Annotated in this window: 22 protein-coding genes; 10 read left to right on the forward strand and 12 right to left on the reverse strand. The window is 62.6% G+C overall.

The window, feature by feature from the left end:
- Positions 1-7: 7 nt before the first annotated feature.
- From LQ232_RS07090 to LQ232_RS07110, 5 genes are all read right to left on the reverse strand, one after another.
- A complete protein-coding gene (locus tag LQ232_RS07090) occupies positions 8-1,795 on the reverse strand; it encodes an ATP-binding protein (protein ID WP_230179556.1) in 1,788 nt (595 codons plus the stop codon).
- 12 nt (positions 1,796-1,807) lie between these two features.
- Positions 1,808-2,209 carry a response regulator gene (locus tag LQ232_RS07095; RefSeq protein ID WP_230179557.1) on the reverse strand — a complete coding sequence of 134 codons (402 nt, stop codon included), beginning with the start codon at positions 2,207-2,209 and terminating at the stop codon, positions 1,808-1,810.
- Positions 2,210-2,212: 3 nt separating this feature from the next.
- A complete protein-coding gene (locus tag LQ232_RS07100; protein ID WP_230179558.1) occupies positions 2,213-3,682 on the reverse strand; it encodes a PAS domain-containing sensor histidine kinase in 1,470 nt (489 codons plus the stop codon).
- 80 nt (positions 3,683-3,762) lie between these two features.
- The gene (locus LQ232_RS07105) at positions 3,763-4,695 is read right to left on the reverse strand and encodes an aspartyl/asparaginyl beta-hydroxylase domain-containing protein (protein ID WP_230179559.1); all 933 of its coding nucleotides are present in this window, start codon (positions 4,693-4,695) and stop codon (positions 3,763-3,765) included.
- A 7-nt stretch (positions 4,696-4,702) separates the two neighbouring features.
- Positions 4,703-6,190, reverse strand: coding sequence for an NAD-dependent succinate-semialdehyde dehydrogenase (locus tag LQ232_RS07110; RefSeq protein WP_230179560.1), 1,488 nt, complete (start codon positions 6,188-6,190; stop codon positions 4,703-4,705).
- A 135-nt stretch (positions 6,191-6,325) separates the two neighbouring features.
- Between LQ232_RS07110 and alaS the strand changes: the two genes are divergently transcribed.
- The 6 genes from alaS to dut all read left to right on the forward strand — a co-directional run bounded on the left by alaS (position 6,326) and on the right by dut (position 14,337).
- Positions 6,326-8,965, forward strand: coding sequence for an alanine--tRNA ligase (gene alaS, locus LQ232_RS07115; protein ID WP_230179561.1), 2,640 nt, complete (start codon positions 6,326-6,328; stop codon positions 8,963-8,965).
- A 158-nt stretch (positions 8,966-9,123) separates the two neighbouring features.
- Positions 9,124-10,008, forward strand: coding sequence for a metal-dependent hydrolase (locus LQ232_RS07120; protein ID WP_230179562.1), 885 nt, complete (start codon positions 9,124-9,126; stop codon positions 10,006-10,008).
- A gap of 116 nt (positions 10,009-10,124) precedes the next feature.
- The gene (locus tag LQ232_RS07125; RefSeq protein ID WP_230179563.1) at positions 10,125-11,186 is read left to right on the forward strand and encodes an AraC family transcriptional regulator; all 1,062 of its coding nucleotides are present in this window, start codon (positions 10,125-10,127) and stop codon (positions 11,184-11,186) included.
- A gap of 286 nt (positions 11,187-11,472) precedes the next feature.
- A complete protein-coding gene (locus LQ232_RS07130) occupies positions 11,473-12,603 on the forward strand; it encodes an AraC family transcriptional regulator (protein WP_230179564.1) in 1,131 nt (376 codons plus the stop codon).
- A 36-nt stretch (positions 12,604-12,639) separates the two neighbouring features.
- On the forward strand, positions 12,640-13,875 hold the full coding sequence (gene coaBC, locus LQ232_RS07135) for a bifunctional phosphopantothenoylcysteine decarboxylase/phosphopantothenate--cysteine ligase CoaBC (RefSeq protein ID WP_230179565.1): 1,236 nt from the start codon (positions 12,640-12,642) through the stop codon (positions 13,873-13,875).
- Between the two features lie 12 nt (positions 13,876-13,887).
- The gene (dut, locus tag LQ232_RS07140; protein WP_230179566.1) at positions 13,888-14,337 is read left to right on the forward strand and encodes a dUTP diphosphatase; all 450 of its coding nucleotides are present in this window, start codon (positions 13,888-13,890) and stop codon (positions 14,335-14,337) included.
- Positions 14,338-14,349: 12 nt separating this feature from the next.
- Here the strand turns inward: dut and LQ232_RS07145 are convergent, their stop codons facing one another.
- On the reverse strand, positions 14,350-14,874 hold the full coding sequence (locus LQ232_RS07145) for a peptidylprolyl isomerase (protein WP_230179567.1): 525 nt from the start codon (positions 14,872-14,874) through the stop codon (positions 14,350-14,352).
- A 59-nt stretch (positions 14,875-14,933) separates the two neighbouring features.
- Here LQ232_RS07145 and LQ232_RS07150 point away from each other — a divergent pair, with 59 nt between their 5' ends.
- From LQ232_RS07150 to LQ232_RS07160, 3 genes are read left to right on the forward strand one after another with little or no spacing between them, the layout of a single operon-like run.
- Complete coding sequence (locus LQ232_RS07150; RefSeq protein WP_230179568.1) at positions 14,934-16,091, forward strand: cupin domain-containing protein; 1,158 nt, start codon at positions 14,934-14,936, stop codon at positions 16,089-16,091.
- Positions 16,092-16,120: 29 nt separating this feature from the next.
- Positions 16,121-16,651: a hypothetical protein gene (locus LQ232_RS07155; protein WP_230179569.1), complete on the forward strand. Its 531-nt coding sequence runs from the start codon at positions 16,121-16,123 to the stop codon at positions 16,649-16,651.
- Between the two features lie 35 nt (positions 16,652-16,686).
- Positions 16,687-17,055 (forward strand): hypothetical protein, encoded by a 369-nt coding sequence (locus LQ232_RS07160; protein ID WP_371820123.1) that lies wholly within the window; start codon positions 16,687-16,689, stop codon positions 17,053-17,055.
- A 105-nt stretch (positions 17,056-17,160) separates the two neighbouring features.
- Here the strand turns inward: LQ232_RS07160 and bamC are convergent, their stop codons facing one another.
- From bamC to fliE, 6 genes are all read right to left on the reverse strand, one after another.
- The gene (gene bamC / locus LQ232_RS07165) at positions 17,161-18,315 is read right to left on the reverse strand and encodes an outer membrane protein assembly factor BamC (RefSeq protein ID WP_230179570.1); all 1,155 of its coding nucleotides are present in this window, start codon (positions 18,313-18,315) and stop codon (positions 17,161-17,163) included.
- A 67-nt stretch (positions 18,316-18,382) separates the two neighbouring features.
- The gene (dapA, locus tag LQ232_RS07170) at positions 18,383-19,264 is read right to left on the reverse strand and encodes a 4-hydroxy-tetrahydrodipicolinate synthase (RefSeq protein ID WP_230179571.1); all 882 of its coding nucleotides are present in this window, start codon (positions 19,262-19,264) and stop codon (positions 18,383-18,385) included.
- Between the two features lie 106 nt (positions 19,265-19,370).
- The gene (locus LQ232_RS07175; RefSeq protein ID WP_230179572.1) at positions 19,371-20,180 is read right to left on the reverse strand and encodes an SDR family oxidoreductase; all 810 of its coding nucleotides are present in this window, start codon (positions 20,178-20,180) and stop codon (positions 19,371-19,373) included.
- Entirely contained in the window at positions 20,177-20,320 is a 144-nt protein-coding gene (locus LQ232_RS07180) for a hypothetical protein (protein ID WP_230179573.1), read from the reverse strand. Before LQ232_RS07180 ends, LQ232_RS07175 begins: the two co-directional genes overlap by 4 nt.
- Before the next feature lie 22 nt (positions 20,321-20,342).
- A complete protein-coding gene (locus tag LQ232_RS07185) occupies positions 20,343-21,584 on the reverse strand; it encodes an MFS transporter (RefSeq protein ID WP_230179574.1) in 1,242 nt (413 codons plus the stop codon).
- Positions 21,585-21,631: 47 nt separating this feature from the next.
- Positions 21,632-21,982: a flagellar hook-basal body complex protein FliE gene (gene fliE / locus LQ232_RS07190; protein ID WP_230179575.1), complete on the reverse strand. Its 351-nt coding sequence runs from the start codon at positions 21,980-21,982 to the stop codon at positions 21,632-21,634.
- 206 nt (positions 21,983-22,188) lie between these two features.
- On the opposite strand from fliE, the gene fliF reads away from it, so the two are divergent.
- Positions 22,189-23,916 (forward strand): flagellar basal-body MS-ring/collar protein FliF, encoded by a 1,728-nt coding sequence (gene fliF, locus LQ232_RS07195; RefSeq protein ID WP_230179576.1) that lies wholly within the window; start codon positions 22,189-22,191, stop codon positions 23,914-23,916.
- The last annotated feature ends 12 nt before the right edge of the window (positions 23,917-23,928 follow it).

Below are 23,928 nucleotides of genomic sequence, written 5' to 3' on the forward strand. Positions count from 1 at the left end.
TGATGAGTCACGTAGCCGCAGAGCAAGGCAATGGTGATTCGCCAAAACAGAAGTAGAAGGTGGCGCCTTGACCAGGCGTGCCTTCCGCCCAGACTTTTCCACCGTGGCGATCAATGATGCGCTTGACGATGGACAGGCCCACTCCGGAGCCTTCAAAGCGGGAATCGTGCAATCTTTGAAATGGTTTGAACAGCCGTTTTGCCTGTTCCGAGTCAAAGCCGACTCCATTGTCACGGACGAAAAACACGGGTGGGTCGGCGGACTGGATCACGCCGACTTCGACATGGGGTTTGCCCGCCTCCGCCGCGAACTTCAGCGCGTTGCCAATCAGGTTCACGAAAACCTGTCGAGCCAACTCAAGATCGGCCTCGATTTGCGGCAGCGGTGAGGGGACCACCGGAATCGACCCGGCCGACCGGGCTAAGCGGATGGACTCGATGACCTCACTCAGTAGCGCGTTCATGTCCACGCTGCGTGTTTCCAGGGTGACGTTGCTGGTTCGCGCCAGTGCGAGCAGGGATTCGACCACCTTCTCGGTCATCGTGGCCTGCTCGGCAACGGCTTGCAGCAAGCGGATGGCCCTGGCCTTCTCATCGGCCTCAATGAGATCCTGGGCCATTTTGGCCGCGGCGGCGATGCCACCCAGAGGTCCACGGATGTCGTGAGAGACGTTTCGATTGAAGGTCTCCAGGCCCTCGATGGTTTCGCTGAGCTCAGCCGTGCGGAGTTGAACGCGGTGTTCCAGTGTCTCGTTGGCTTTGACCAATGCCTCCGCGGCCAGTCTGCGCTCCACGATCTCGATCTGCAGTTGCTCGGCGGTGCGTTTGATCTCGTTGTAAAGACTGCCGTTTTCGTAGATGCGGCCGGCTTGTGCGGCGTGGATGGTCAACAACCGCTCGTCGTCAGGCGTGAAGGCCTGTGAGCCCAGTTTGTCGACCAGCAGGATCCACCCATAGGTGCGGTTCAGCGACATGACCGGGGCGAGCAACCCGCATTCCGCTTCAGGGTAAGAAACAGGCAAATTCGATGTGGAGGGGGGCACGTCCGACCGGGAAAACCGCCGAGCGCGGCCTTCCGCCATGACTTCGCCAAAGATGTGACCGTCTATACCCAGGCTTTTGATCCGCTCCGCTTGTTCCGGCGCCAGGCCCCAGGTGGAGAAGCACTCATCACCGCCACCATTCTTGTCGCGCACGCCCAAAACGCTGTAGCGCGCACCCAGCAGATCCCTGGCACCACGGCACACCTTGTCCAGCAGCACGTAGGGATCTCGCTCGGAGGCCAATTGCAAATTCAGATCGGTCAGCGCAGACAGCCTTTGGTTGGTGCGTTCCAGTTCGCTGACCTTGACGGCCAGCTTGTCGGTCAGCAGACGCAAATGCTCGCGGTCGAACTGCAAGTCGTCCGGGTGCATCTCAGGCGAGCTGGCGTGGGCCAGGGCGTGCTCGACGACACGCAGGATCTCTTGCGGTTCGCAAGGTTTGATCAGCACGTTGGACACACCGCAGGCATTGGCCAGGTTGCGGGCTTCGCGTTCCATGAATGTCGCCGTGTAGAAGATGACTTCTGTTTGGGCGATGGCAGGGTCTGCACGCAACTGCCTCACGAACTCATAGCCATCCATGGTCGGCATGAGGATGTCGCAGATCACCAGGTCCGGTCGTTCGGCGCGAACCTGCTCCAGGGCAATGCTGCCATCCCAAGCTTCGATTGACTGGTGTCCGCTGTAGCCCATGAGCGCCACGATCAGGTCTCGGTTGGGCGCGTGGTCATCGACGACCAGTATCTTTGCCATGGCGTATAGACCTCAATGGCCCGGCACAGGGCGTGGCAAACGCATGTGTTCGGGCAGAAACGATTCGATCTGACTGACGAAATTTTCAGGTTCGATGGGCTTGGAGATGTAGCCATTGAACCCGGCCGTCAGGACTTTCTGGCGGTCATTGGGCATGGAAAAGGCCGTGACTGCGATCACGATGGGTTGCTCGCCTTGGGGGCCTGAACGCAGTTGCTCAAGCACTTGATAGCCGTCCATTCGGGGCATCTGCAGGTCGCAGATGATGAGATCTGGCCGCTCGTGCAAGGCGATCTCGAGCCCTTGTTGACCATCGCGCGCCAGCAAGACCTTGTAGCCGCTGAATGTCAACAAATAACGCACCAACTCCATGTTGGCCGCGTTGTCTTCGATGATGAGGAAGCTTGTCGTCATGGCTCAGCCCATCGGCAGGACCAGTGAGAAGGTGCTGCCTTTCCCGCTTTCGCTTTGAAAGCTGATTTTGCCTCCCAGCAATTCGGCGAGTTTCTGACTCAAATGCAGGCCCAGTCCGGTGCCTTCGGGTGCGTCAGGCCGTTCATTGCGCACGCGGCTGAATGCACCGAAGAGCTTGTCTTGATCTTCCTCAGGGATGCCGATGCCGGTGTCCTCCACATGGATGGTGGCGGCGCCATTCACGCCCGATTCCAGGATGATCCACACATGGCCCTGTTCCGTGAACTTCAGTGCATTGCCGGCCAGGTTAAGCACGATCTGGCTGAGCGCTCGTCGGTCGGTCTGGAGCATGGTGTCCTGTATAGGCCCCTGCACGGTCAGTGTCAAACCCTTGCTGATGGCCTGAGGCTGCAAGGTGGCGGCGACTTCATCCAGCAAGGCCCGCGCATCCACCGGTTCGACGTTCAACTCCACTTTGCCGGCTTCGATCTTGGAGACATCCAGCAGGTCGTTGATCAGCGCCAACAGATGGCGTGCGCTGGATTGCACGGTCTTCAGCTGCTTTTGCTGTTCATCGTTCAGAGGCCCAGGCAATTTCATCAGCAGCGTACCCGTGAAGCCGATGATGGCGTTCAGGGGCGTGCGCAATTCGTGGCTCATGCCGGCCAGAAAGCGGTCTTTGGCTTGATTGGCGTTGGCCAGCTCCAAGTTCTTTTCCTGAAGGGCCTTCTCAAAACGCTTGCGTTCGCTGATGTCCCGGATGGCGCTCATCACGAAAGCGCTCTCTTCCGTGCGCAAGGGGCTGAGGCTGATTTCGATCGGAAACTCGCTGCCGTCCTTGCGCAGCCCCGACAGATCCAGGCCCGAACCCATGGCGCGCTTGCGAGGTTGCAAGAAATAGTTGGAGCGGTGCCCCACATGGGCCTTGCGATAACGCTCGGGCAGCAATTCATCGACGGAGCGTCCTCGCAATTCGCCTTCGGCATAGCCGAACAAGCGCTCGGCCTGGCTGTTGGCGATGACGATGTGCCCAGTGGGGTTGGCCATCACAATGCCGTCTGGGGTGGACTCCAGCAAGTCGCGAAACCTGGCTTCCATGAGCTTGGCGTCTCGCAGCACCTTGATGGTGGTCACGTTCTTTTCGGCGGACAGGACCATGGGTTCCAGATCAGCCGTGTGCACCAGCTTTGTGGTGACATCCACATACAGCAGAGAGCCGTCTTTCCTGCGGCGCACGGCTTCATAGGTGACCGTGCCGAGCCCCAAAGTTTCCTGGATGCGAATCCCCTGCTCGGTCGCGTGGTCGGTGGGCACACCGAGGGTCTCCCAGTGTTGGCCATCGACTTCTTCCGCGCTGTACCCAAATATGGATTGTGCGCCCTTGCTCCAGTGCACGACATGGCCCTTGGCCGTCAGCAAGACCAAGGCGTCGGGCGATTCGCTGGTCATCAATGCGACGGTCTCGGCTTCCATGGCGTGAGCCCCTTCCCTAATTTTTTGTATCGCCATTAAATCATTGATCAGGCGGCGATACCAGATGGTGCGGGATCGCCTCAGTAAAACAACGCCCAGAGTAGCCCACCGATCATGGCCCACTTGCCCACGTAGTAAGCCGTGCGGTTGCGCGCTTTCAAGACCTTGGCCTTGGCGCGCAATTGGTAGAAGTGGAAGAAGAACTTGTTCAAGCCGCCCACGGGTTCGCCCTCCACGTTCTGGGTGGCAGCAGCCGTCATCACCAGGGTGCCAAACAGGTGGTTGATCCACCGCATGATTGGCGTCCAGACCGGGCGCTCGATGTCGGCGAACAGGATGATGCGAGGGTGGTCGGTGGTGTTCTCGGCGTAGTGGATGTAGGTCTCGTCGAACATCACCACTTCGCCGTCTTTCCAGTGGTACTTCTCGCCATCGACATCGATGTAGCAGCCGGGGTCGTTGGGCGTGATCAGGCCCAGGTGGTAGCGCAGCGAGCCCGCGTACGGGTCGCGGTGGCGCACCAGGCGGGCGCCGGGCGGCAGTGAAGCAAACATGGCCGCCTTGATGCTTGGGATCTGCTTGAGCAAGGCCACCGTCTTGGGGCACAACTCTTGCGCCGAGGGCAGTTCATCGGCATACCACTTCAGGTAGAAGCGCTTCCAGCCCGTGCGGAAAAAGGAGTTGAAGCCGATGTCGTTGTAGGTGTCGGCGGCCTTGATGTTGCCGCGCCCATCCAGGTTCAACGCTTCTTCGCGCATCACCTGCCAGTTGTCCTGCAGCAGCTTCAGGTCGGGGAACTTCTTCGGATCCAGGTAGGGTTGCGAGCCCACTTTCGAGAACAGCACCATCAGCGAATTCAGCGGCGCGATCAACACAGTGAAGTCGGTCAGGGCGCGCACCAGACCGAAGCGCATCTTGCCGCGCAGGTGCGAGTGCAGGGCGGCGGCGATGAAGGCCAGCAGCACCCAGTGGCGTGGCGCCAAAGGCCACAATTCATTCAGAAAGCTACTCATGCTCGGCTCACTTGTCCAATCCGCCAAGGCAAAGGTACTTGGCTTCCAGGTAGTCGTCCATGCCCTGGCGCGCGCCCTCGCGGCCCAGGCCGGATTGCTTCACGCCACCAAAGGGCACTTCACAGGTTGAAATCAGGCCGGTGTTGACACCGACCATGCCGTATTCCAGCGCCTCGCCCACGCGGAAGATGCGGCCCACGTCGCGGCTGTAGAAATAGCTGGCCAGGCCGAACTCGGTGTCGTTGGCCATGGCGATGGCTTCAAGCTCCGTGTCGAATTTGAACACCGGGGCCACGGGGCCAAAGATTTCTTCCTTCGCCAGGCGCATGTCGCCCGACACGTTCGACAACACCGTGGGCGTGTAGAAGTTGCCGCCGTCCACAGGCGCGCGCTTGCCCCCGGTGACGACCTTGGCGCCCTTGACCAGCGCATCGGCCACCAAGTCTTCAACCTTGGCCAGGGCTTGATCGTCGATCAGCGGGCCTTGAGTCACGCCAGCCTCGAATCCATTGCCCACCTTCATCTGCGCCACGCGTTCGGACAGCTTGGCGACGAACTGGTCGTAAACGTCGGCCTGCGCGTACAGGCGATTGGCGCACACGCAGGTCTGCCCCGCATTGCGGTATTTGGCGATCAAGGCGCCTTCCACGGCGGCGTCAATGTCGGCATCGTTGAACACAATGAAGGGCGCGTTGCCGCCCAGTTCCAGCGACAGTTTCTTGATGGTGGGCGCGCACTGCTTCATCAAAATGCGGCCGACTTCGGTCGATCCGGTGAAAGACAAGTGGCGCACCGTGTCGCTGGCGCACAGCGCCTTGCCGACTTCGATTGAGCGCTCGGCGTCGGCCGTGATGATGTTCAGCACGCCGGGCGGCATGCCCGCGCGCAGGGCCAGTTCCGCCACGGCCAGGGCTGACAGCGGCGTGGCTTCCGCCGGTTTGATGACCACCGGGCAGCCAGCGGCCAGGGCCGGCGCCACCTTGCGGGTGATCATGGCGATGGGGAAATTCCAGGGCGTGATGGCCGCGCACACGCCGATCGGCTGGCGGATCACGAGGAAGCGTTTGCTGGCGTCGGTGCTGGGCACGGTTTCACCGTAAACGCGGCGCGACTCTTCGGCGAACCATTCGATGAAACTGGCGCCGTAGGCCACTTCGCCCTTCGATTCGGCCAGGGGCTTGCCTTGCTCGGCGGTCATGATGCGGGCCAGGTCGTCCGCGTTCTCAATCAGCAGGGCGAACCACTTCATCATGATGGTGGCGCGGGCCTTGGCCGTCAGGCCCTTCCAGGCGGGCCAGGCGCGGTTGGCGGCGGCGATGGCCGCCTCGGTCTGGGCAGCACCCAGATTCGGCACCTGTACCAGCAATTGTCCCGTGGCCGGGTCGCGCACATCGAAACGGTCGGCGGCGTCCACCCATTGCCCGTCGATCAGAGCCTGGGTCTTGAGCAGCGAAGGGTCTTTCAGGGCGGCCAGAGGGGAGGCGAAAGCGGTCATGGCGGTTCTCGGGAAAGCATGCACGGGCCAGAATCATAGGCCACCCCCTGAAACCTATAATCCCTGGCTTGGCTTTACCCGGCTGCCAGCAGGCCCGGGTCGATGCCGCCCACGTTCTGAACCGGAAGCCCCCAGATGAAAGCCGCCGAGATCCGTTCCAAGTTTCTGAAGTTCTTCGAGTCGAAGGGCCACACCATCGTGGCCTCGAGCCCCGTGGTGCCCGGTGACGACCCCACGCTTTTGTTCACCAACGCGGGCATGAACCAGTTCAAGGACGTGTTCCTGGGCTTCGACAAGCGCCCCTACACACGCGCCACCACGTCGCAAAAGTGCATCCGCGCCGGCGGCAAGCACAACGACCTCGACAACGTGGGTTACACCGCACGCCACCACACCTTCTTCGAGATGCTGGGCAACTTCAGCTTCGGCGACTACTTCAAGCGCGATGCCATCAGCTTCGCCTGGGAGCTGCTGACCGAGGTCTTCAAGCTGCCCAAGGACAAGCTCACCGTCACGGTCTACGCCGAAGACGACGAAGCCTACGATATCTGGAACAAAGAAATTGGCGTGCCGGCCGAGCGCATCATCCGCATCGGCGACAACAAGGGTGCCCGCTACGCTTCCGACAACTTCTGGATGATGGGCGACACCGGTCCCTGCGGCCCCTGCACCGAGATCTTCTACGACCACGGCGACCACATCCCCGGCGGCCCCCCCGGCAGCCCCGATGAAGACGGCGACCGCTTCATCGAGATCTGGAACAACGTGTTCATGCAGTTCAACCGCGACGAAGCGGGCGTCATGCACAAGTTGCCCAAGCCCAGCGTCGACACCGGCATGGGTCTGGAGCGCATTGCCGCCGTGCTGCAAGGCGTTCACGGCAATTACGAGATCGACTTGTTCGTGGCCTTGCTGGCTGCGGCCAAGATGGCGGTCGATGCTGCGGGCGGTGGCGATGTCGACGCCGCCAGCCCCAGCCTCAAGGTCATCGCCGACCACATCCGCGCGTGTTCCTTCACTGTGGCCGATGGCGTGATTCCATCGAACGAAGGCCGCGGCTACGTGCTGCGCCGCATCACGCGCCGCGCCATCCGCCACGGCTACAAGCTGGGCGCTCGCACGCCGTTCTTCCACAAGCTGGTCGGAGCCCTGGTCGAACAGATGGGCGACGCATACCCCGAACTGCGCCAGAACGAAAAGCGCATCACCGAGGTGCTCAAGACCGAAGAAGAGCGCTTCTTCCAGACCATCGCCAACGGCATGGAGATCCTGGAAACCGCACTGGCCGCTGTTGAAAAATCTGGCACCAAGGTGATTGATGGCGAAACCGCCTTCAAGCTACATGACACCTTCGGCTTCCCAGTCGACCTGACCGCCGACGTCTGCCGCGAACGCGACGTGACCGTGGACAGCGCCGGCTTCGACGCCGCCATGAACCGCCAGCGCGAACAAGCCCGCGCCGCCGGCAAGTTCAAGATGGCCGCCGGCCTGGAATACACGGGCGCGCCCACCACCTTCCACGGCTACGACCAACTGACCCACGAGGGCTCGAAGGTCACTGCCGTCTACGTCGACGGTTCGCCCGCCCAGTCGGCCCGCGCCGGTGACGACGCCGTCATCGTGCTGGACGACACGCCTTTCTATGCCGAGTCCGGCGGCCAGGCCGGCGACAGCGGCGACCTGCGCAACGGCACGTCGCGCTTCGTGGTCGAAGACACACAGAAGATCCAGGCCGACGTGTTCGGCCACCACGGCCGCGTGGTCGAAGGCGAGATCAAGGTGGGCGACACGCTCAATACCCGCGTCGATGCTGACATCCGCGCCCGCACCATCCGCAACCACAGCGCCACCCACCTGATGCACCTGGCCTTGCGCACGGTGCTGGGCGGCCATGTGCAGCAAAAGGGCTCGCAGGTCACGGCCGACCGCACCCGCTTCGACTTCGCGCACAACGCCCCTTTGAGCGCCGACGAGATCCGCCAGGTCGAAGAACTCGTCAACGCCGAGATCCTGGCCAACGAGGCCACCGATGCCAAGGTGATGAACCTGGAGGATGCGCAAAAGAGCGGCGCCATGATGCTGTTCGGCGAGAAGTACGGTGACGAAGTCCGCGTGCTCAGCATCGGCTCATCGAAGGAGCTGTGTGGCGGTACGCACGTCAAGCGCACCGGTGACATCGGCGTGTTCAAGATCGTGGCCGAAAGTGGCGTGGCCGCTGGCGTGCGCCGCGTCGAGGCCGTCACCGGCATTGGCGCGCTGAGCTACCTGCAGTCGCTGGAAGGCACGGTGCAGGGCCTCGCCAGCCTGCTCAAGGCCGCGCCCGCCGAAGTGCCCGCGCGCGTTGCTGCAGCGCAAGATCAGATCCGTGCACTGGAGAAGGAACTGGCCGCCATCAAGGGCAAGCTGGCCTCCAGCCAGGGCGACGAACTGCTGAGCCAGGCCGTCGACATCAAGGGCCTGAAAGTGCTGGCCGCGGTGCTTGACGGCGCCGATGCCAAGGCCCTGCGCGAGACCATGGACAAGCTCAAGGACAAGCTCAAGACCGCTGCCATCGTGTTGGCCGCGGTTGAAGGCGGCAAGGTGCAGATCGCCGCAGGTGTCACCGCTGACAGCATCGGCAAGGTCAAGGCCGGAGATCTGGTCAACTTCGTGGCTCAGCAGGTGGGTGGCAAGGGCGGCGGGAAACCCGACATGGCCATGGCGGGCGGCACGGACCCTTCCAAGCTGGCTCAGGCGCTGGCCGGCGTGCAGGCTTGGGTGAATGAGCGACTGTGATGTCGTGATTTAATCCTCAAAGGCTCCTTCGGGAGCCTTTTTTCTTGTGCGAATGTCGGCCGCAATGCCATCTTGTCATCCCGCATCCTGTTGGCGAGGGCCATCATTCCCTAAAGTTCAATCACCGAGGACCGACTCAACACAAGAAAGGTGATGCCATGACCACCCCCGTTGCACAACATCCCATCGTCCCCCGCGAGAAGCTGAACTTCGGCCTGGACGGCGACATCCCCAAGTACTGGTTTGGCGGCGACCCTTTCAAGTCGCGCTTCTGGGACGCTCTGTCCATCATCTTCCCGCCTGGTGAAAAATTCTTCATGACCTGTGTGCGCGATTTCCGCGACCAAGTCACCGACCCGAAGATGCTGCAAGAGATCAAGGACTTCAACAAGCAAGAAGCCCAGCACGGCATCGTTCACCGCCAGGACAACGAACGCATCCGCAAGCAGGGCATCGACACCGAAGCCTTGAGCGCCTGGGTCGAGAATTTCCTGACCAACCGCTACCGCAAGTGGTACAGCCGCAGCTACACCGTGGCCGTCACTGCCGCGCTGGAGCACTTCACCTCGATCATCGCCCACAGCATGTTCGACCAGCGCGACCTGCTCAAGGAAGCCGACCCCCGTGTGCGCGCCATGTACGCCTGGCACGCCATCGAGGAAGTCGAGCACAAGGGTGTCGCTTACGACGTGATGGTGGATGTGGCCAAGGTGGGTTACTTCAAGCGCGTGCTGGCCCTGGTCGATGCCACCATTTTGTTCCCCGCCACGATTTTCTACATCCAGCGCAAGATGTTGATCCAGGACGGCTTCACCCTGGCCCAACGGATGAAGCTGATGGCGGGCGGCATCTGGTGGCTGATCAAGCCCAATGGTTTGCTGGCCCCCATGGCCAAGGCCTACTGGACTTACTACAGGGTGGGTTTCCATCCTTGGCAAGAGTCCGAGCAACGCGGCTACACCGAATGGCTGGCCGCCTTCAAAGGCAGCGGCGGCGACCCCGTCAAGGCCAGCGAGCAAATGCGCCAAACCCTCGCGATGTGACATCGCTGATGGCCTCATCAAGCCTCCGGTGACGGAGGCTTTTTTTTGCGCCGTTGTTGAAACCCCGATCTTCGGTAGACTGCTGCACACTCACGCTGAGTGGGCCGTTTTCATTTATGCAGATTCCATCGATCGTTCTCAAAGCCTTGGGCATCAAGCCCATTCCGCTGTTCATGCTGTCCAGCTGGATCAAGGCGGCCGCCAAATGCGGCTTCAACGTGCAACCGCTGTTCAAAGAAGCCGGGATCACCATCGATCTGATCCGCCTGGAAGACGCCCGCGTGTCGCCTTTGCAGTTGATCTCGGTGTTGGAGCAATGCGTGGCCATGTCGCCGAACAAGCATTTCCCCGTGGTGCTGGGCGACACCTTCGCGTTTGAATCCCTGCCCGAGTTTGAAACCCTGCTTACCACCAGTCCCACACTGCGCCAAGCCCTGGACGTGGCCGAAATGGCCAAGCGCATGGTGCTGCCCTGGGCCCAGTTCGACATCCGCGAAGAAGGCGACCTGGCCTACGTGGCCATCAGCTTTGAGCTGCCGGTGATCGACGTTGAAAACCTCGGCCTGCCCCTGCACTACGTGACCGAGGCCCTGCTGGCCTGCATCCGCAAGTTCGGCCGGTCTCTGCAAGGCTCATCGGATGGTTTTGTGTCGGTGTCCATCAAGCGACCGCCACCACCGTATGCCGAGCAACTGCAGCAGTTCTTTGAGGTGCCGGTCAACTTCAACCAGCCCATGGACGCGCTGGTGTTTGAGAGCCGCATCCTGGATCTGCCACTGGAAGGCGCGTTCCCCGCCTTGCATGAACAGGCGCATTTCCTGGCCGAGCAGCGCCTGGGCAAAGAGGCTCGACGCCAAGGCGTGGCCGCCGAGATCGAAGAGATCATCGCCCTCAAACCTGGTCTGTTGGCCCTGGGTGTGGAAGACATGGCCGAGCGCCTTAATTTGCACCCCCGCACCCTGCAGCGCCGCCTGAAGGACGAGGGCGATGGCTACCTGCACCTGCAGGCCCGCATGCGCCACCGGCTGGCTTGTGAGTGGCTTCGCAAGGACGACATGTCCATCGATGACATCAGTGCGCGCCTGGGCTTCTCGGATCGCCGTGCCTTCACCGCGGCGTTCAAACGCTGGGAAGGTTGCACCCCCAGCAACTGGCGGGATCAGCAAGGCCGGACTTAAGCTTGTCTAGACAACGGCGGTATTCACTTGCTGAATGCCGCTCTCAGTCTTGACCTGACGCCTGAGTCTGTGTCGGAGGAACACCCTATCGTGCCCAGGCCTGACTCGTCATGTTTATCGGCATGGGCGCGAATGGCGTCGGAATTTGTTCCTGGTTTAGTGCCTGAAAAGCTTGTGGTGAGGTGCGAATCCAAATAGATTGGATTGCCCGATTCATACGATCGTTCGATATTCGTTGAATTTCACCATTTATTAGAAAACAAGCGTATTCAGATATTGATTGGAAATGATTTTGCTCACCTCCAATGTCCAGTTCAAATCAACGGTGGAAATTGCTTCCTGGAGCTCGGAATCTTCGAGCCTGTCTGCCACCATCCCGATGTTTGGCGTGCCCAGCTGGGTGCGTGCTGCTGCGCGTTGCGGTTTCCCGGTCGAGGCCGCTTTCCTGGAGGCAGGCATCGAGCTGGACGTGAACAAGCCTTCCGGCGGCATGGTGACCGCCGACGCTTTGCTGCGGGCTCTGAACGTGTGTGTGCGGTCTTCAACCACCCATTACTTTCCGCTGGCCCTGGGCGAGGCCTATGTCTTCGATCGTTTCCCCCAGGTGGAATCATTCCTGGCCACCAGCCCCACCATGCGCGAGGCCATCGAAGCCTTGCCCTGGATCCGGGCCATGCAACTGCCTTGGTTGTGGGTCAATCTGGAGGAAACCGACAGCGAAGCGGCGATTGTCGTTACCCTTGACCCTGAATTGGCTCGTCGCGCCGAAGCGCCTTATGTGATCGAGATTGTGCTGGCCGCCTGCCGCAAATTTGCCAAGGCCATGCTCGGGCGCTCCCTGTCCTTGTTTCCGCAGCCGCAGCATGCCGTGCAGTTTCAAAGGCCGCGTCCTGACAACGCGGCCATGTTTCAGGATTTCTTCCTTTGCCATGTGCAGTTCGGGGCCCCTCGAAATGCCTTGGTGTTCCCCAAAGCCATGCTGGATATGGCGTTGCAAGGCGCACTTCCTTCCGTCCATGGGCAAGCGCGCCAGGCCATTGTTCGGGAGCTTGAGGCCAGCAAGCCGCACTTTGCCTCCACCGAAGCCGTGCGCCAGGCTTTCGAGGGCCAGCCCGAGCTGCTCAAAGGCGGCTTGGACGAGGTGGCCGAATCCCTGGGCATCCACGCGCGCACCTTGCAGAGGCGGCTGCAGGCCGAGGGGTTCAAGTTCGCCGATTTGCAAGCCCAGGCCAAATACGCCCGCGCGCGCCAGATGCTGAGCAAGAAGGCCATCAGCATGGAAAGCATCAGTGTCGAACTGGGGTTTTCCGACCGGCGCGCCTTCACCTACGCTTTCAAGCGTTGGTCAGGCATTTCGCCCAGCACCTACCGCACACGGGTTCTCCAGTCATCCGTGACTGTTTTGCGGCAGCCCTGACCGGGTGGGCTGGGCAAGCCTGCTAGAGTCCGGCCCATGTCAGAACGTTCAGATCTCCTGGGCAAGCACATCGTGCTGGGCCTGACAGGCGGCATCGCCTGCTACAAATCGGCCGAACTGGTGCGCCTTCTGGTCAAGGCCGGCGCTACTGTTCAAGTGGTCATGACCGAGGCGGCGCAGGCTTTCATCACGCCGGTGACGATGCAGGCGCTGTCTGGCCGGGCCGTGGCCACCAGCCAGTGGGACGCGCGCGAGCCCAACAACATGGCCCACATCAACCTCAGCCGCGAGGCAGACGCGATTCTGGTGGCGCCCGCCAGTGCCGATTTCATGGCCAAGCTCGTGCTGGGCCGGGCTGATGAACTGCTCAGCCTGACGTGCCTGGCCCGTCCCCGCGAGCGTTGCCCCTTGCTGATCGCGCCGGCCATGAACCGCGAGATGTGGTCGCACCCCGCCACACAGCGCAATGTGCAAACCCTGCACGCCGACGGCACCATCTTGCTCGGCCCTGACAGCGGCGATCAGGCCTGCGGTGAAACCGGCGATGGCCGCATGAACGAGCCCGCCGACCTGGTGGCTGATTTGACCGCCTTCTTCCAGCCCAAGATCCTGCGAGGCCAGCGCCTGCTGATCACCGCTGGCCCTACTTTTGAATCCATTGACCCGGTGCGCGGCATCACCAACCATTCCAGCGGCAAGATGGGCTTTGCCCTGGCACGCGCCGCGGTTGAGGCTGGCGCCGAGGTGACGCTGGTCGCCGGACCCGTGCATCTGCCCACGCCGCGCGGTGTGCGGCGCATCGATGTGATGTCCGCTTTGCAGATGCAAGATGCTGTGCTGCCAGTGGCCAGCGAACACGACGTGTTCATCGCGACGGCGGCGGTGGCTGATTGGCGGCCCGCCTCGCTCAGCCAGCACAAGATCAAGAAGGAGGGCAAGAAAGTGGCCCCCACTTTCGAGCTGACCGAGAACCCCGACATCCTGGCCGCCGTGGCCGCCCTGCCAAAAGCGCCGTACTGCGTGGGCTTTGCTGCCGAGAGCGAAAACCTGCTGGAGCACGCGCGCGCCAAATTGCTGCGCAAGCGCATTCCCTTGATCATCGGCAACCTGGGCCCGGCCACGTTTGGCCACGACGACAACGCCTTGCTGGTGGTCGATGCCACCGATCAGCGCCAACTGCCCGAGGACGGCGGCCGGGCCGACAAGCTGGTTCTGGCGCGCGAACTCATGGTGGAGCTGGCGCGCCGACTGAATCTTCATCCCGCGAATTGAATTGGTATTTGCATGACGACCGTTGACATCAAAGTGCTGGATGCACGCATGGCCGATCACCTGCCCGCTTACGCCACGCCGGGCAGCGCCGGGCTGGATTTGCGCGCTTGCCTTGAGCAGGCCGTGGTGCTGGAGCCGGGGCAGGCCCAACTGATCCCCACCGGCCTGTCCATGCACCTGGCCGATCCGGGCCTGGCGGCCATGATCCTGCCGCGCTCGGGCCTGGGCCACAAGCACGGCATCGTGCTGGGCAACCTGGTCGGGCTCATTGACTCTGATTACCAGGGGCCGCTCATGGTCAGCTGCTGGAACCGGGGCAGCACCCCGTTCACCATCGAGCCCATGGAGCGCATTGCGCAGATGATCATCGTGCCGATCGTGCAGGCCAGCTTCAGGCGAGTGGAGTCATTCGAAGCCACCGCGCGAGGCGAGGGCGGCTTCGGTTCAACCGGGCGCGGCTGAGGCTTTTTGGGTTCAGTGCAGCACTGATCCTGGCGGTGCCTGATTGGGCGCCAGTGTGAACACCGATTCGGCCACCGAGCCTTGCTCGATCTCTTCAGGGGTGGCCGCCCGCACGCCCTCCACCTTCATGGACAAGCGCAACGCCACGCCCGCCAGGGGGTGGTTGCCATCCAGCACCACGTGGGTGTCGTACACCTCGGTCACGGTGTAGAGCACGTCCGGTGGCAGGTCGGGTGTGGTGGATCCTTCGGGGGGGCCTTCGAACTGCATGCCCACGTCCACTTCGGCCGGAAAGATGTCGCGGGTTTCAAAGAAAACCAGCTCGGCCTTGTAGTCGCCAAAAGCTTCTTCGGGCTCCAGGTTCAGGTCGGCCGAGAAGCCGGGGCCTTGCCCGACCAAGGCTTCTTCGACCTTGGCCAGCAGGTCGTCGCCACCCACGAAGAACTCCATGGGTTCGGGCAGTTCGTCGATCAGTTGGCCTTGCGCATCTTCAAGTCGCCAGACCAGGCTGACGACGCAGGGGGAGGAAATCATCATCCCTCGATCATCTCATGGCCGCCATTCCAGCTGCTTGGAGTGGTCGCACAATGGCGGACATGACATTGACCACCAACGACCTGAACCACGCCCCCCTGGACGCGCCAACGACTTTGCTGGGCGGCCTGTCGCCCCAGCAGTTCATGCGCCGCCATTGGCAGAAAAAACCCTTGCTGATCCGCCAGGCCATGCCGGGCGTCAAACCCCCTGTGGACCGCACCGCCTTGTTTGCACTCGCGGGCCAGGACGAGGTGGAGTCTCGCCTCATTGTGCAAGACCGGGCCACCGACGATTGGCGTTTGCGCCAAGGGCCCATCCCACGGCGGGCCTTGCCCAAGCTGGACCAACCTGGCTGGACCTTGCTGGTGCAGGGCTTGGACCTGCATGTGCCCGCAGCCCATGCGCTGTTGCGCCAGTTCGGCTTTGTCCCCCAGGCCCGCGTGGACGACCTGATGATTTCCTACGCCAGTGATGGCGGCGGCGTGGGACCGCATTACGATTCCTACGACGTGTTTTTGCTGCAGGTTCACGGACGCCGTCGCTGGCGCGTGGGGCCGCTCAAGGACGCCAGCTTGCGCCCGGACGTGCCCCTGAAAGTGCTGGCCCACTTCGAGCCTCAGGAAGAATGGCTGCTGGAGCCGGGCGACATGCTTTACCTGCCGCCCATGTGGGGTCATGACGGCGTGGCCGAAGGCGAGTGCATGACGTGTTCGATCGGATTCCGTGCACCAGAGGCCACCGAGATCACCCGCGAGGTGCTGGGGCGGTGTGCTGAAGGCATGGACGTGGCCGCCAAACCACGCCTGTACAAAGACCCGCAGCAAACCGCGACCGACCAGCCCGGGCGCATTCCGCCAGACCTGCAGCAGTTCGCCCTGGAGGCAGTGCAGCGCTTCCTCAGCGATCCGCAGCAGATTCAGGCCGCCTTGGGCGAGTCCCTGACGGAACTCAAGCCCCGCGTCTGGTTCGAACCCGGTGAGCCCCTGCCGGATGGGGTGGGCGTGGTGCTGGATGCCAAAACCCGCATGGTCTATGACGACAAGCGCATCTTTGCCAACGGCGAATCCTGGTTGGCGGCTGGGGCCGATGCGCGCTTGATGCGGGCGTTGGCCGATCAGCGGCAACTCAGCGCGCTGGCCGTGGCCAAGGCCAGCCCCGACGCCCGTGAGTTGCTGGACCAATGGGCCGAAGATGGTTGGTTGCACCCCCGCCCTTGAAGATTTTTGTTGGCTGATGGAGGCTTGCCATGGACCCCATTGAGATGACGACGCCTCCCGGCGACAACAGCAGCGAGCTCTCCTTGGGCCGCATCGATGGCTGGCCGGACTTCATCGATCGTGTGCGCGCCGCGATGGCCGTGGCGGCGGCCCACCCGGTGCCTTTGTACTTGTGCGATGGCGATTTCAGCCGTTGGCCCTTGGGTGAGCGCAGCGTCATGGAGGCCTTTCACCAGTGGGGGTTGAACAGCCGCATCACCCACTGCACAGTGGTGGCGGCCAGCCTGGACGAGTTGCCCAGGCGGCATCCGCGCTGGGTGGCTTGGCGAGGCACGTGGGCGCACCGCGTGAAATGCTTTCTGGCGGACCCCGACCAGGCGCCGTCCCTGATGCCCACTTTGGTGCTCGAGAAGCAATTGGGCCTGCGTCTTCTGGACCCCATTTCGGGGCGTGGCCTGTGGTCCCGCAGGCCGTCGGATTTGAGCGAATGGCGTCAAGAAGCTGATGTTATTTTGCAACGTTGTAGCGAGGCCTTACCTCCGACGACTTTGGGCCTATAGGGAATTGCCCGAAGCATCGTATAATTGCAGTCTGAATGAGTGGCAATTTAACGATTGCCAGGCATCCAAAGTCACTGTTTCCCTTTTTTGGGGCTGTGAGCTTTGCACATAGTTCCATAGAACCCCGTTTTTTGACTATTCCTTTTGAGGACACAAGCATGAAAAAGTCGCTCCTGCTGGCTTCGTTGATCGCTGCCATGGCCCTGGCCGCTTGCGGTAAGAAAGCTGAAGAATCCGCTGTTGCTGAAGCCGCTTCGGCAGCTTCGGAAGCCGCTTCCGCCGCTTCAGCTGTTGCTGAAGTCGCTTCGGATGCAGCTGCTTCTGTCGCCGCCTCCGCTTCGGAAGCTGCTTCGGCTGTGGTTGAAGGTGCTTCGGCCGCTGCTGACGCTGCTGCCTCGAAGTAATCTGTCCTCGCAGATTGAAAAAGCCGCTCTTCGGAGCGGCTTTTTTACGTCTGCGTGACTTGCTGGCGGCGGCCAAGGGGGCGTGTTTTCCGCCCCCCGCCTGGATCAGCTCAATTCGTCCAGCAACTGCTTGGTGATGCGGCGACCGGCGTCCGACGTTTCTGCCTGGCCCTTGGTGTTCAGCACCTTGATGGCGCTGTTGATGCCCTTGGCCGTGACCTGGACCCGGTAGCGCTTCAGGCCATCGGCGTTGGCATCCGATGAGCCAAACAGGCGCGAGAAGAAGCCGGGCTTGCTGGCATTGGGATCCGTGCCCGGGGCCAGGCGGATCTCGTAAGTCCCTTGGCTGCGGTCGCGGTCTTCAATGGTGAAGCCGCCCCGGTCCAGCGCCAGACCCACGCGGCGCCACACGGTGTCGAAATCATCATCGGCGGCCAGCGAAACGCCATCGGCTTCAAGCCTGACGCGGGCGGGGGCGACAGGTGCCGGGGCGCCGGAGGCCACGTCGGCCTTGGCCGTGGCTGCGGTGTCCTTGGGGGCGCCCAGCTTGAGCATCAGGCGCGACAGCATCTCTGCTTCCAGGCTGGTGTCGGCAGGGCGGGCTACCCATTTGGTCTGGTCCTTGCGCGAGTCTTCGTAGACTTCCTGGGTGCCGCGGTGCGTGATGTAGATCTCGCTGCCTTGTGCCGTGCGCTCAATGCGAGTGCGGAATTGATCGCGCTCGCCGGTGTCGTACAGGCTGTCCAGGATGCCGCCCAGCAGCTTGCGCACGCCGCTTTGGGGCAGCTTGGCGCGGTTTTCGGACCAGTTGGTTTCCATGAGGCCAGTGCTGGCTTGTTCGACAGGCAATTCAAACCCTGACTCAAGCCAGAAGGACTTGACCTGCTCCCAGACCTTTTCAGGGGGCAGGGCCACGCTCAGCCAGCGGTTCTGGCCACTGCGCTCCAGCTTGACCAGGCCAGATTGCGGCATGGCGACGGTGGTGCCAGCATCAACGCCGGGTGTGCGCTCAGGGACGGCCATGCTGCTGGCCGATACGGTGGACGGCTGCGTGGCCTGTTGGCCGTAGCGAGACTGGCCAGACAACTGGGTCAGGTCAGGGGGCACATCCAGGGTCACGGTTTTGACACCGCTGCTGCGGTAGTCCACTTTGTCGCCCGACAGCACGTTGCTGACGGATGAGCACCCGGTGGCGCTCAGTGCGCCGATCAGCGCCAGGCTGAGAGCGGTCAGACGGAGAGGGCTTTGTGTCTTCAACATGGGCAAGGGCATCCGGGGTCAAGTCAATCGGCGCATGGATTGCGCACAGGGCGTGATCCTACAGGGATCACAGCAGGCCGCATTCGCGCAGCGCGGATTCAACGATGGTCTGGCCGGACTCGGTCAGTGTGGTCAAGGGCAGGCGCAGGGCACCGCCAGCCTTGCCCATGCGGGCCAGTGCCCACTTGACGGGAATCGGGTTGGGCTCGACGAAGAGGTGCTTGTGCAAGGGCAGCAGGCCCATGTGCAACTCGACTGCGCGCTTGGTGTCCCCGGCCATGGCGGCTTTGCACAGCTCGGCCATGCGGCGCGGGGCCACGTTGGCCGTCACGCTGATGTTGCCGTGTCCGCCCAGCAGCATCAAAGCCACGGCGGTGGGGTCGTCGCCCGAGTAGATGCTGAAGCCCTTGGGCGCCTGCTTGATCAGCCAGGCGGCGCGCTCGATGTTGCCGGTGGCTTCTTTCAGGCCGATGACGCCGGGCAGCTTGGCCAGGCGCAGGGCGGTCTCGGGCGTCATGTCGGCCACGGTGCGGCCGGGCACGTTGTACAGCACCACGGGGATGTCCACCGCTTCAGTGATGGCCTTGAAGTGCTGGTAGATGCCTTCTTGAGTGGGTTTGTTGTAGTAGGGCACGACCTGCAGGGTGCAGTCGGCGCCGACCTTCTTGGCGTACTCGCTCAACTCGATGGCTTCGCGGGTGGAGTTGGCGCCGCAACCGGCCATGATCGGCACTCGGCCCGCAGCCTGCTCGACGGCCACGCGGATGATCTCGCGGTGCTCTTCGACGTCGACCGTGGGCGATTCGCCCGTGGTGCCGACCACGCCGATGCAGTTGGTGCCCTCGGCGATGTGCCAGTCGATCAGCTTGCGCAGGCTGTCGTAGTCAACGCTGCCGTCGTCGTGCAGGGGGGTGATGAGGGCGACGATACTGCCAAAAATGGATTTCATGCTGGTTCCTTCAATCGCGGGATTTTACCCAGCGAGGCGGGGGTCCTGTGTAAAGGGGAATGCGGGGTATGCCCTGGGCTTGGCCGGAGGGCCTTTGAACGCACCATCAATGCGGGCGTACGTCCTTGTTGAGCGCGGCCAGGGCCAGTTTGTCCACCAAGCCTGGCGCCACCAGTTTCATCCAACGCGCCAGCTTGCCTTTGGCTGACATGACGACTTCGCGCTGACGCTTCTCAGTGCCCACGCGGATCAGGCGGGCGCATTCTTCGATGGACATGGCGCCACGCTCGTCCAGGCCGCTTTGGCCTGCGGCCTGGCCCCGGGCGTTGAAGCCCCGGTAGCGGATCTCGGTGGCGACCACGCCCGGGTAAGTGAGGGTGACCGACACGCCGTGCGGTTGCAGTTCAATCCGCAACGCTTCGAAAAAGCCGGTCATGGCGAACTTGGTGGCGCTGTAGGCGGTGCGGCCCGGCAAACCCACCAAACCGGCCAGGCTGGACACGACCACGATGCGGCCCCGGCTGGCCTTGAGGTGTGGCAGGGCGGCGTGCGTGCACCAGGCGCTGCCCCACAGGTTGATGCGCATGAGTTGTTCGTACCAGGCCATGTCGGTCACCTCTTCCAGCAGCGCGTGCGCCGACATGCCGGCGTTGTTGACCAGGGTGTCGATGCGGCCGTACTTGGCCACCGTGTCGGCGATCAAACCCCGGCAGGCCTCTTCCTGGCCCACGTCGGTGGGACGCACCAGCACCTCGGCCCCCAGTTGTCGGCACTGCTGGGCAACCTGTTCGAGTTTGTCGGCGCTGCGGGCGGCCAGCACGAGGGCCAGTTGGCCGCCTGCTCTCTGGGCCATTTGCCGGGCCAATTCGGCCCCGATGCCATCAGAGGCGCCAGTGATGATCACGACTTGTCTCAAAAGCAACTCCAGATGCGCGTGGCCAGGTCAAAGACCAGTTGGCTGCGGAAATACATGAGGAAGACCAAGGCCAGCAACACAGCCACGCCCAGGTAGGCCAGCCAACGCCATGGTTTTAGATGGGGCTTGAGGGCAGCCATGCGGGTCTCGGCTCGCGGGATGTCAGGCCTGCGCCAGGGTCCGGCCCGCCGGGGCCTCATTTTCCTTGACGGGCAGGTTCAGGGCCGCCGCCAGCAAACCCAGGCCGACGGCCAACCACCAGACGACATCGTAGCTGCCCGTGGCATCGTACAAGCGCCCGCCCAGCCACACGCCCATGAAAGAGCCGATCTGGTGCGAGAAGAACACCAGCGCGCCCAGCATGGACAAGTGCTGCACGCCCAGCATCTGTGCGACCACAGCGTTGGTGGGCGGCACGGTGGACAGCCACAAAGTGCCCATGGCTGCGGCGAACAAGCCCACCGTGAGCGGGCTGAGCGGCGTCAGGATGAACGCGATCATCACCACCGAGCGCAGGGTGTAGATGCCTGAGAGGATCCAGGTCTTGCGCCATTTTTGGCCCAAGGCGCCAGCCACATAGGTGCCGACCACGTTGAACAGGCCGATCAAGGCCAGGGCGGTGGTGGCCACGGTGGGGTCGAGCTGATGGTCTTTGAGGTAACTGGGCAGGTGCACGCCGATGAAGGCGAGCTGGAAACCGCACACAAAGTAGCCACCGGTCAACAAGAGGTAGCTTGGGTGGCTGAGCGCCTCGCGCAGGGCTTGTCCGGCGGTTTGCTTGAGTTCGGGGTTTTGAATGTTGCGGGCGGTGGCCTCGTCTCGCAGGGTTTGCGGGTCATCGCGCAGCCCCCAGGCCAGCGGGATCAGCAGCAGCGCAATGCTGGCCAGCACCCACAAGGCCTGTTGCCAGCCCAGGTGGCTGATCAGCAGGCTGGACACTGGCACCATCAGGAATTGTCCGAAAGACCCGGCCGCGGCGGTGATGCCCATGGCCCAGGATCGGCGGCTTGGGTCAACATGGCGGCCGAGCACGCCATAAACCACCGCGTAGGTGGAGCAGGCCTGGCCCAGGCCGACCAGCACCCCGGTGCTGAGCATGAAGAGCGTGGGGGTGCCTGCCAAGGACATGCCGAGCAGGCCGCAGCCATAAAGCAGGGCACCGGCCCACAACACCCAGAAGGCGCCACGGCGGTCGGCCCACCATCCCACGATGGGCCCGGCGGCACCCCAGACCAGGTTTTGCACTGCCATCGCCAGCGAGAACGACTCGCGGCTCCAGCCACGTTCCATGATGATCGGTTGCAGCCACAGGCCAAAGCCGTGGCGGATGCCCATGGACAGGGTGACGACCAGGGCGCCGCACAGCAGCAATTGCTGCAAAGGCAGGCGGGAATCGTTGCGCATGAGGAGGGCGCCCGGCCAGGGCGCGGTGGGTTGAACAGGCGGGTCGGTCAGACCTGCATGTTCATGATATCCGTGTAAGCCTGAACCAGCTTGTTGCGCACTTGAACCGCCGACTGAAAACCGAGCTGCGCCTTTTGCATGGCGACCATGGTTTGTTCCAGGCTGACGGTGGGGTTGTCGAATTGCACTTCCCGCTGCATGGCAGTAGCCTGGTTCTGGGCTTGGCTGACGGAGCCCAAGGCACTGGAAAAAGCCGCCTGGAAGCTCGATTTCTCGACGTTGCCGGTGCCGCCCAGGGCGTCAAGCCGGGTTTTGGCCTGAACGCGCTCGGCGATATCGGACATGCCGGCTTTGGCCGCGGCTTGTGCGAAATCAAAAGGCTTAAGTTTCAGGTCCATGGTGCCGTTATCTCAGACAAGGCGTGATGCAGTTCACCACGATGCCAATACTAGGCGTCCATGCTTGATCCGAAGTTGGGAAGTGCCCGGTAAATCTGCGGCTGTTCCCGGCACTTTTGCCTGCTCTTCCTCCGAATAATGGACGTGTTCCGGCGGGTTTGCGGCATCGTATGGTTTCGATGCGCGACCCAACGCTTCGACCACACATGGAAGTCACAGTCGCACCAACTCAAGCTGTCATCGCATCGCCCAACCAGGCGGTCGAACCCACCCCGCCGCTCAATTTTGTTCAGCGCGTGGGGGCATTGCCCATGCAGCGCAAATTGATGCTGGGGGGCGGTCTGGCGGCCATCGTCGCCATCTTCATTGCGATGGTGTTGTGGGGCAAGCAGGGCGATTTCCGGGTGCTGTACGCCAATTTGTCCGACAAGGACGGCGGCGCGATCGTGGCCTCGCTGCAGCAGATGAACGTGCCTTACAAATACGCTGACGGCGGCGGTGCCATCCTGGTGCCGGCCGACAAGGTGCACGACGTGCGCCTGAAGCTGGCTTCCGCCGGTTTGCCCAAGGGCTCGGTGGTGGGTTTTGAATTGATGGAAACCCAGAAATTCGGCGTCACTCAATTCCAGGAACGCTTGAACTTTCAGCGGGGTCTGGAAGGCGAGCTGACCCGCTCGATCCAGACCCTGAACGGTGTGCAGAGCGCCCGGGTGCACCTGGCCTTGCCCAACCAGAATGGCTTCTTCCGCGAACAACAAAAACCGTCGGCCTCCGTGGTGTTGACCTTGTACCCCGGCCGCACCCTGGACCGGGGCCAAGTGGCGGGCATCGTGCACCTGGTGTCGTCCAGCGTGCCCGAAATGCCCACCAAGGCCGTGAGCGTGCTGGATCAATCGGGCGGCTTGCTGTCAGGCCCCAATGATGGCGTGGACCAGGCCGGCCTGGATGCCCAGCAGCTGCAATACGTGCATCAGATCGAAGCCAACTACACACAGCGTATCAAGGACATCCTGGAGCCAGTGCTGGGCCAGAACAACCTGCGCGCCCAAGTCACGGCCGATGTGGATTTCTCACAAGTTGAATCCACTGCCGAAGAATACAAACCCAATCAAGGCCAGGCGCCCGCCTCGGTGCGCAGCCAGCAAAGCACGGAGCAATCGGGCGGTGGCACGGCCACGCCATCGGGTGTGCCGGGTGCGGCCAGTAACCAGCCGCCCACGCCCGCGACGGCGCCGGTGAACGGAACGGCGCAAGCGCTGCAGGCCGGCCAGGGCGCCGGTGGCACGACAGGCACCAGCCGCCGCGAGGCTGTCACCAACTACGAAGTGGACAAGACGGTGCGCGTGACGCGCAACGCCACCGGCACGATCAAGCGCTTGAACGCCGCCGTGGTGCTGAACAGCCGCTCGGTGACCGATGCCAAGGGCAAGACCACGGTGCAGCCCATCAGCCAGGAAGAACTGGACAAGTTGACGGCGCTGGTGCGCGAGACCATTGGCTTCAACGAGCAGCGTGGCGATTCGGTCAAGTTGATCAACACGCCTTTCCAGGTGGTGAAAGAAGAGCCGGACAACACGCCGTTCTGGAAGAGCCCCGAGACGGTGGACCTGCTGCGCACATTGGCCGTGCCGGGCGCCCTGACGCTGGCAGCGCTGATCGTGGTGTTCGGCGCGATCCGCCCCGCCATCAAGGCAGCCCAGCCTGCCGTGTCTGAAGAAGACAAACAACCCAAATTGAACGCGGTGGTCGATGACGTGCAAGAGCTGCCTGGCTTGCAGACGGTGCCGCCCGGCATGGTGATGGGCCCGAACGGCCAGTTGTTGCCGGCCCTGGGTGCGCCCACAGGTGATGCACGTCTGGAAGCGGCGCGCCAGTTGGCGCGTGAGAACCCCGCGGCCATGGCTGGTGTGATGCGCGAATGGATGGCTGGTTAGTCAAGGACGGAT

The organism is Aquabacterium sp. CECT 9606 (assembly GCF_918741295.1).
Taxonomy (GTDB): Bacteria; Pseudomonadota; Gammaproteobacteria; order Burkholderiales; family Burkholderiaceae_C; genus Aquabacterium.

What these genes read in the sequence shown, in the direction of transcription:
- LQ232_RS07160 (WP_371820123.1), top strand. Translation starts at nt 16,687, where the DNA reads ATGAGTGGCAATTTAACGATTGCCAGGCATCCAAAGTCACTGTTTCCC.
- LQ232_RS07100 (WP_230179558.1), bottom strand. Translation starts at nt 3,682, where the DNA reads ATGGAAGCCGAGACCGTCGCATTGATGACCAGCGAATCGCCCGACGCC.
- LQ232_RS07110 (WP_230179560.1), bottom strand. Translation starts at nt 6,190, where the DNA reads ATGACCGCTTTCGCCTCCCCTCTGGCCGCCCTGAAAGACCCTTCGCTG.
- fliE (WP_230179575.1), bottom strand. Translation starts at nt 21,982, where the DNA reads ATGGACCTGAAACTTAAGCCTTTTGATTTCGCACAAGCCGCGGCCAAA.
- dut (WP_230179566.1), top strand. Translation starts at nt 13,888, where the DNA reads ATGACGACCGTTGACATCAAAGTGCTGGATGCACGCATGGCCGATCAC.
- LQ232_RS07120 (WP_230179562.1), top strand. Translation starts at nt 9,124, where the DNA reads ATGACCACCCCCGTTGCACAACATCCCATCGTCCCCCGCGAGAAGCTG.
- LQ232_RS07130 (WP_230179564.1), top strand. Translation starts at nt 11,473, where the DNA reads ATGATTTTGCTCACCTCCAATGTCCAGTTCAAATCAACGGTGGAAATT.
- alaS (WP_230179561.1), top strand. Translation starts at nt 6,326, where the DNA reads ATGAAAGCCGCCGAGATCCGTTCCAAGTTTCTGAAGTTCTTCGAGTCG.
- LQ232_RS07150 (WP_230179568.1), top strand. Translation starts at nt 14,934, where the DNA reads ATGACATTGACCACCAACGACCTGAACCACGCCCCCCTGGACGCGCCA.
- LQ232_RS07155 (WP_230179569.1), top strand. Translation starts at nt 16,121, where the DNA reads ATGGACCCCATTGAGATGACGACGCCTCCCGGCGACAACAGCAGCGAG.
- LQ232_RS07105 (WP_230179559.1), bottom strand. Translation starts at nt 4,695, where the DNA reads ATGAGTAGCTTTCTGAATGAATTGTGGCCTTTGGCGCCACGCCACTGG.
- LQ232_RS07180 (WP_230179573.1), bottom strand. Translation starts at nt 20,320, where the DNA reads ATGGCTGCCCTCAAGCCCCATCTAAAACCATGGCGTTGGCTGGCCTAC.
- coaBC (WP_230179565.1), top strand. Translation starts at nt 12,640, where the DNA reads ATGTCAGAACGTTCAGATCTCCTGGGCAAGCACATCGTGCTGGGCCTG.
- LQ232_RS07090 (WP_230179556.1), bottom strand. Translation starts at nt 1,795, where the DNA reads ATGGCAAAGATACTGGTCGTCGATGACCACGCGCCCAACCGAGACCTG.
- LQ232_RS07095 (WP_230179557.1), bottom strand. Translation starts at nt 2,209, where the DNA reads ATGACGACAAGCTTCCTCATCATCGAAGACAACGCGGCCAACATGGAG.
- bamC (WP_230179570.1), bottom strand. Translation starts at nt 18,315, where the DNA reads ATGTTGAAGACACAAAGCCCTCTCCGTCTGACCGCTCTCAGCCTGGCG.
- LQ232_RS07125 (WP_230179563.1), top strand. Translation starts at nt 10,125, where the DNA reads ATGCAGATTCCATCGATCGTTCTCAAAGCCTTGGGCATCAAGCCCATT.
- dapA (WP_230179571.1), bottom strand. Translation starts at nt 19,264, where the DNA reads ATGAAATCCATTTTTGGCAGTATCGTCGCCCTCATCACCCCCCTGCAC.
- fliF (WP_230179576.1), top strand. Translation starts at nt 22,189, where the DNA reads ATGGAAGTCACAGTCGCACCAACTCAAGCTGTCATCGCATCGCCCAAC.
- LQ232_RS07185 (WP_230179574.1), bottom strand. Translation starts at nt 21,584, where the DNA reads ATGCGCAACGATTCCCGCCTGCCTTTGCAGCAATTGCTGCTGTGCGGC.
- LQ232_RS07145 (WP_230179567.1), bottom strand. Translation starts at nt 14,874, where the DNA reads ATGATGATTTCCTCCCCCTGCGTCGTCAGCCTGGTCTGGCGACTTGAA.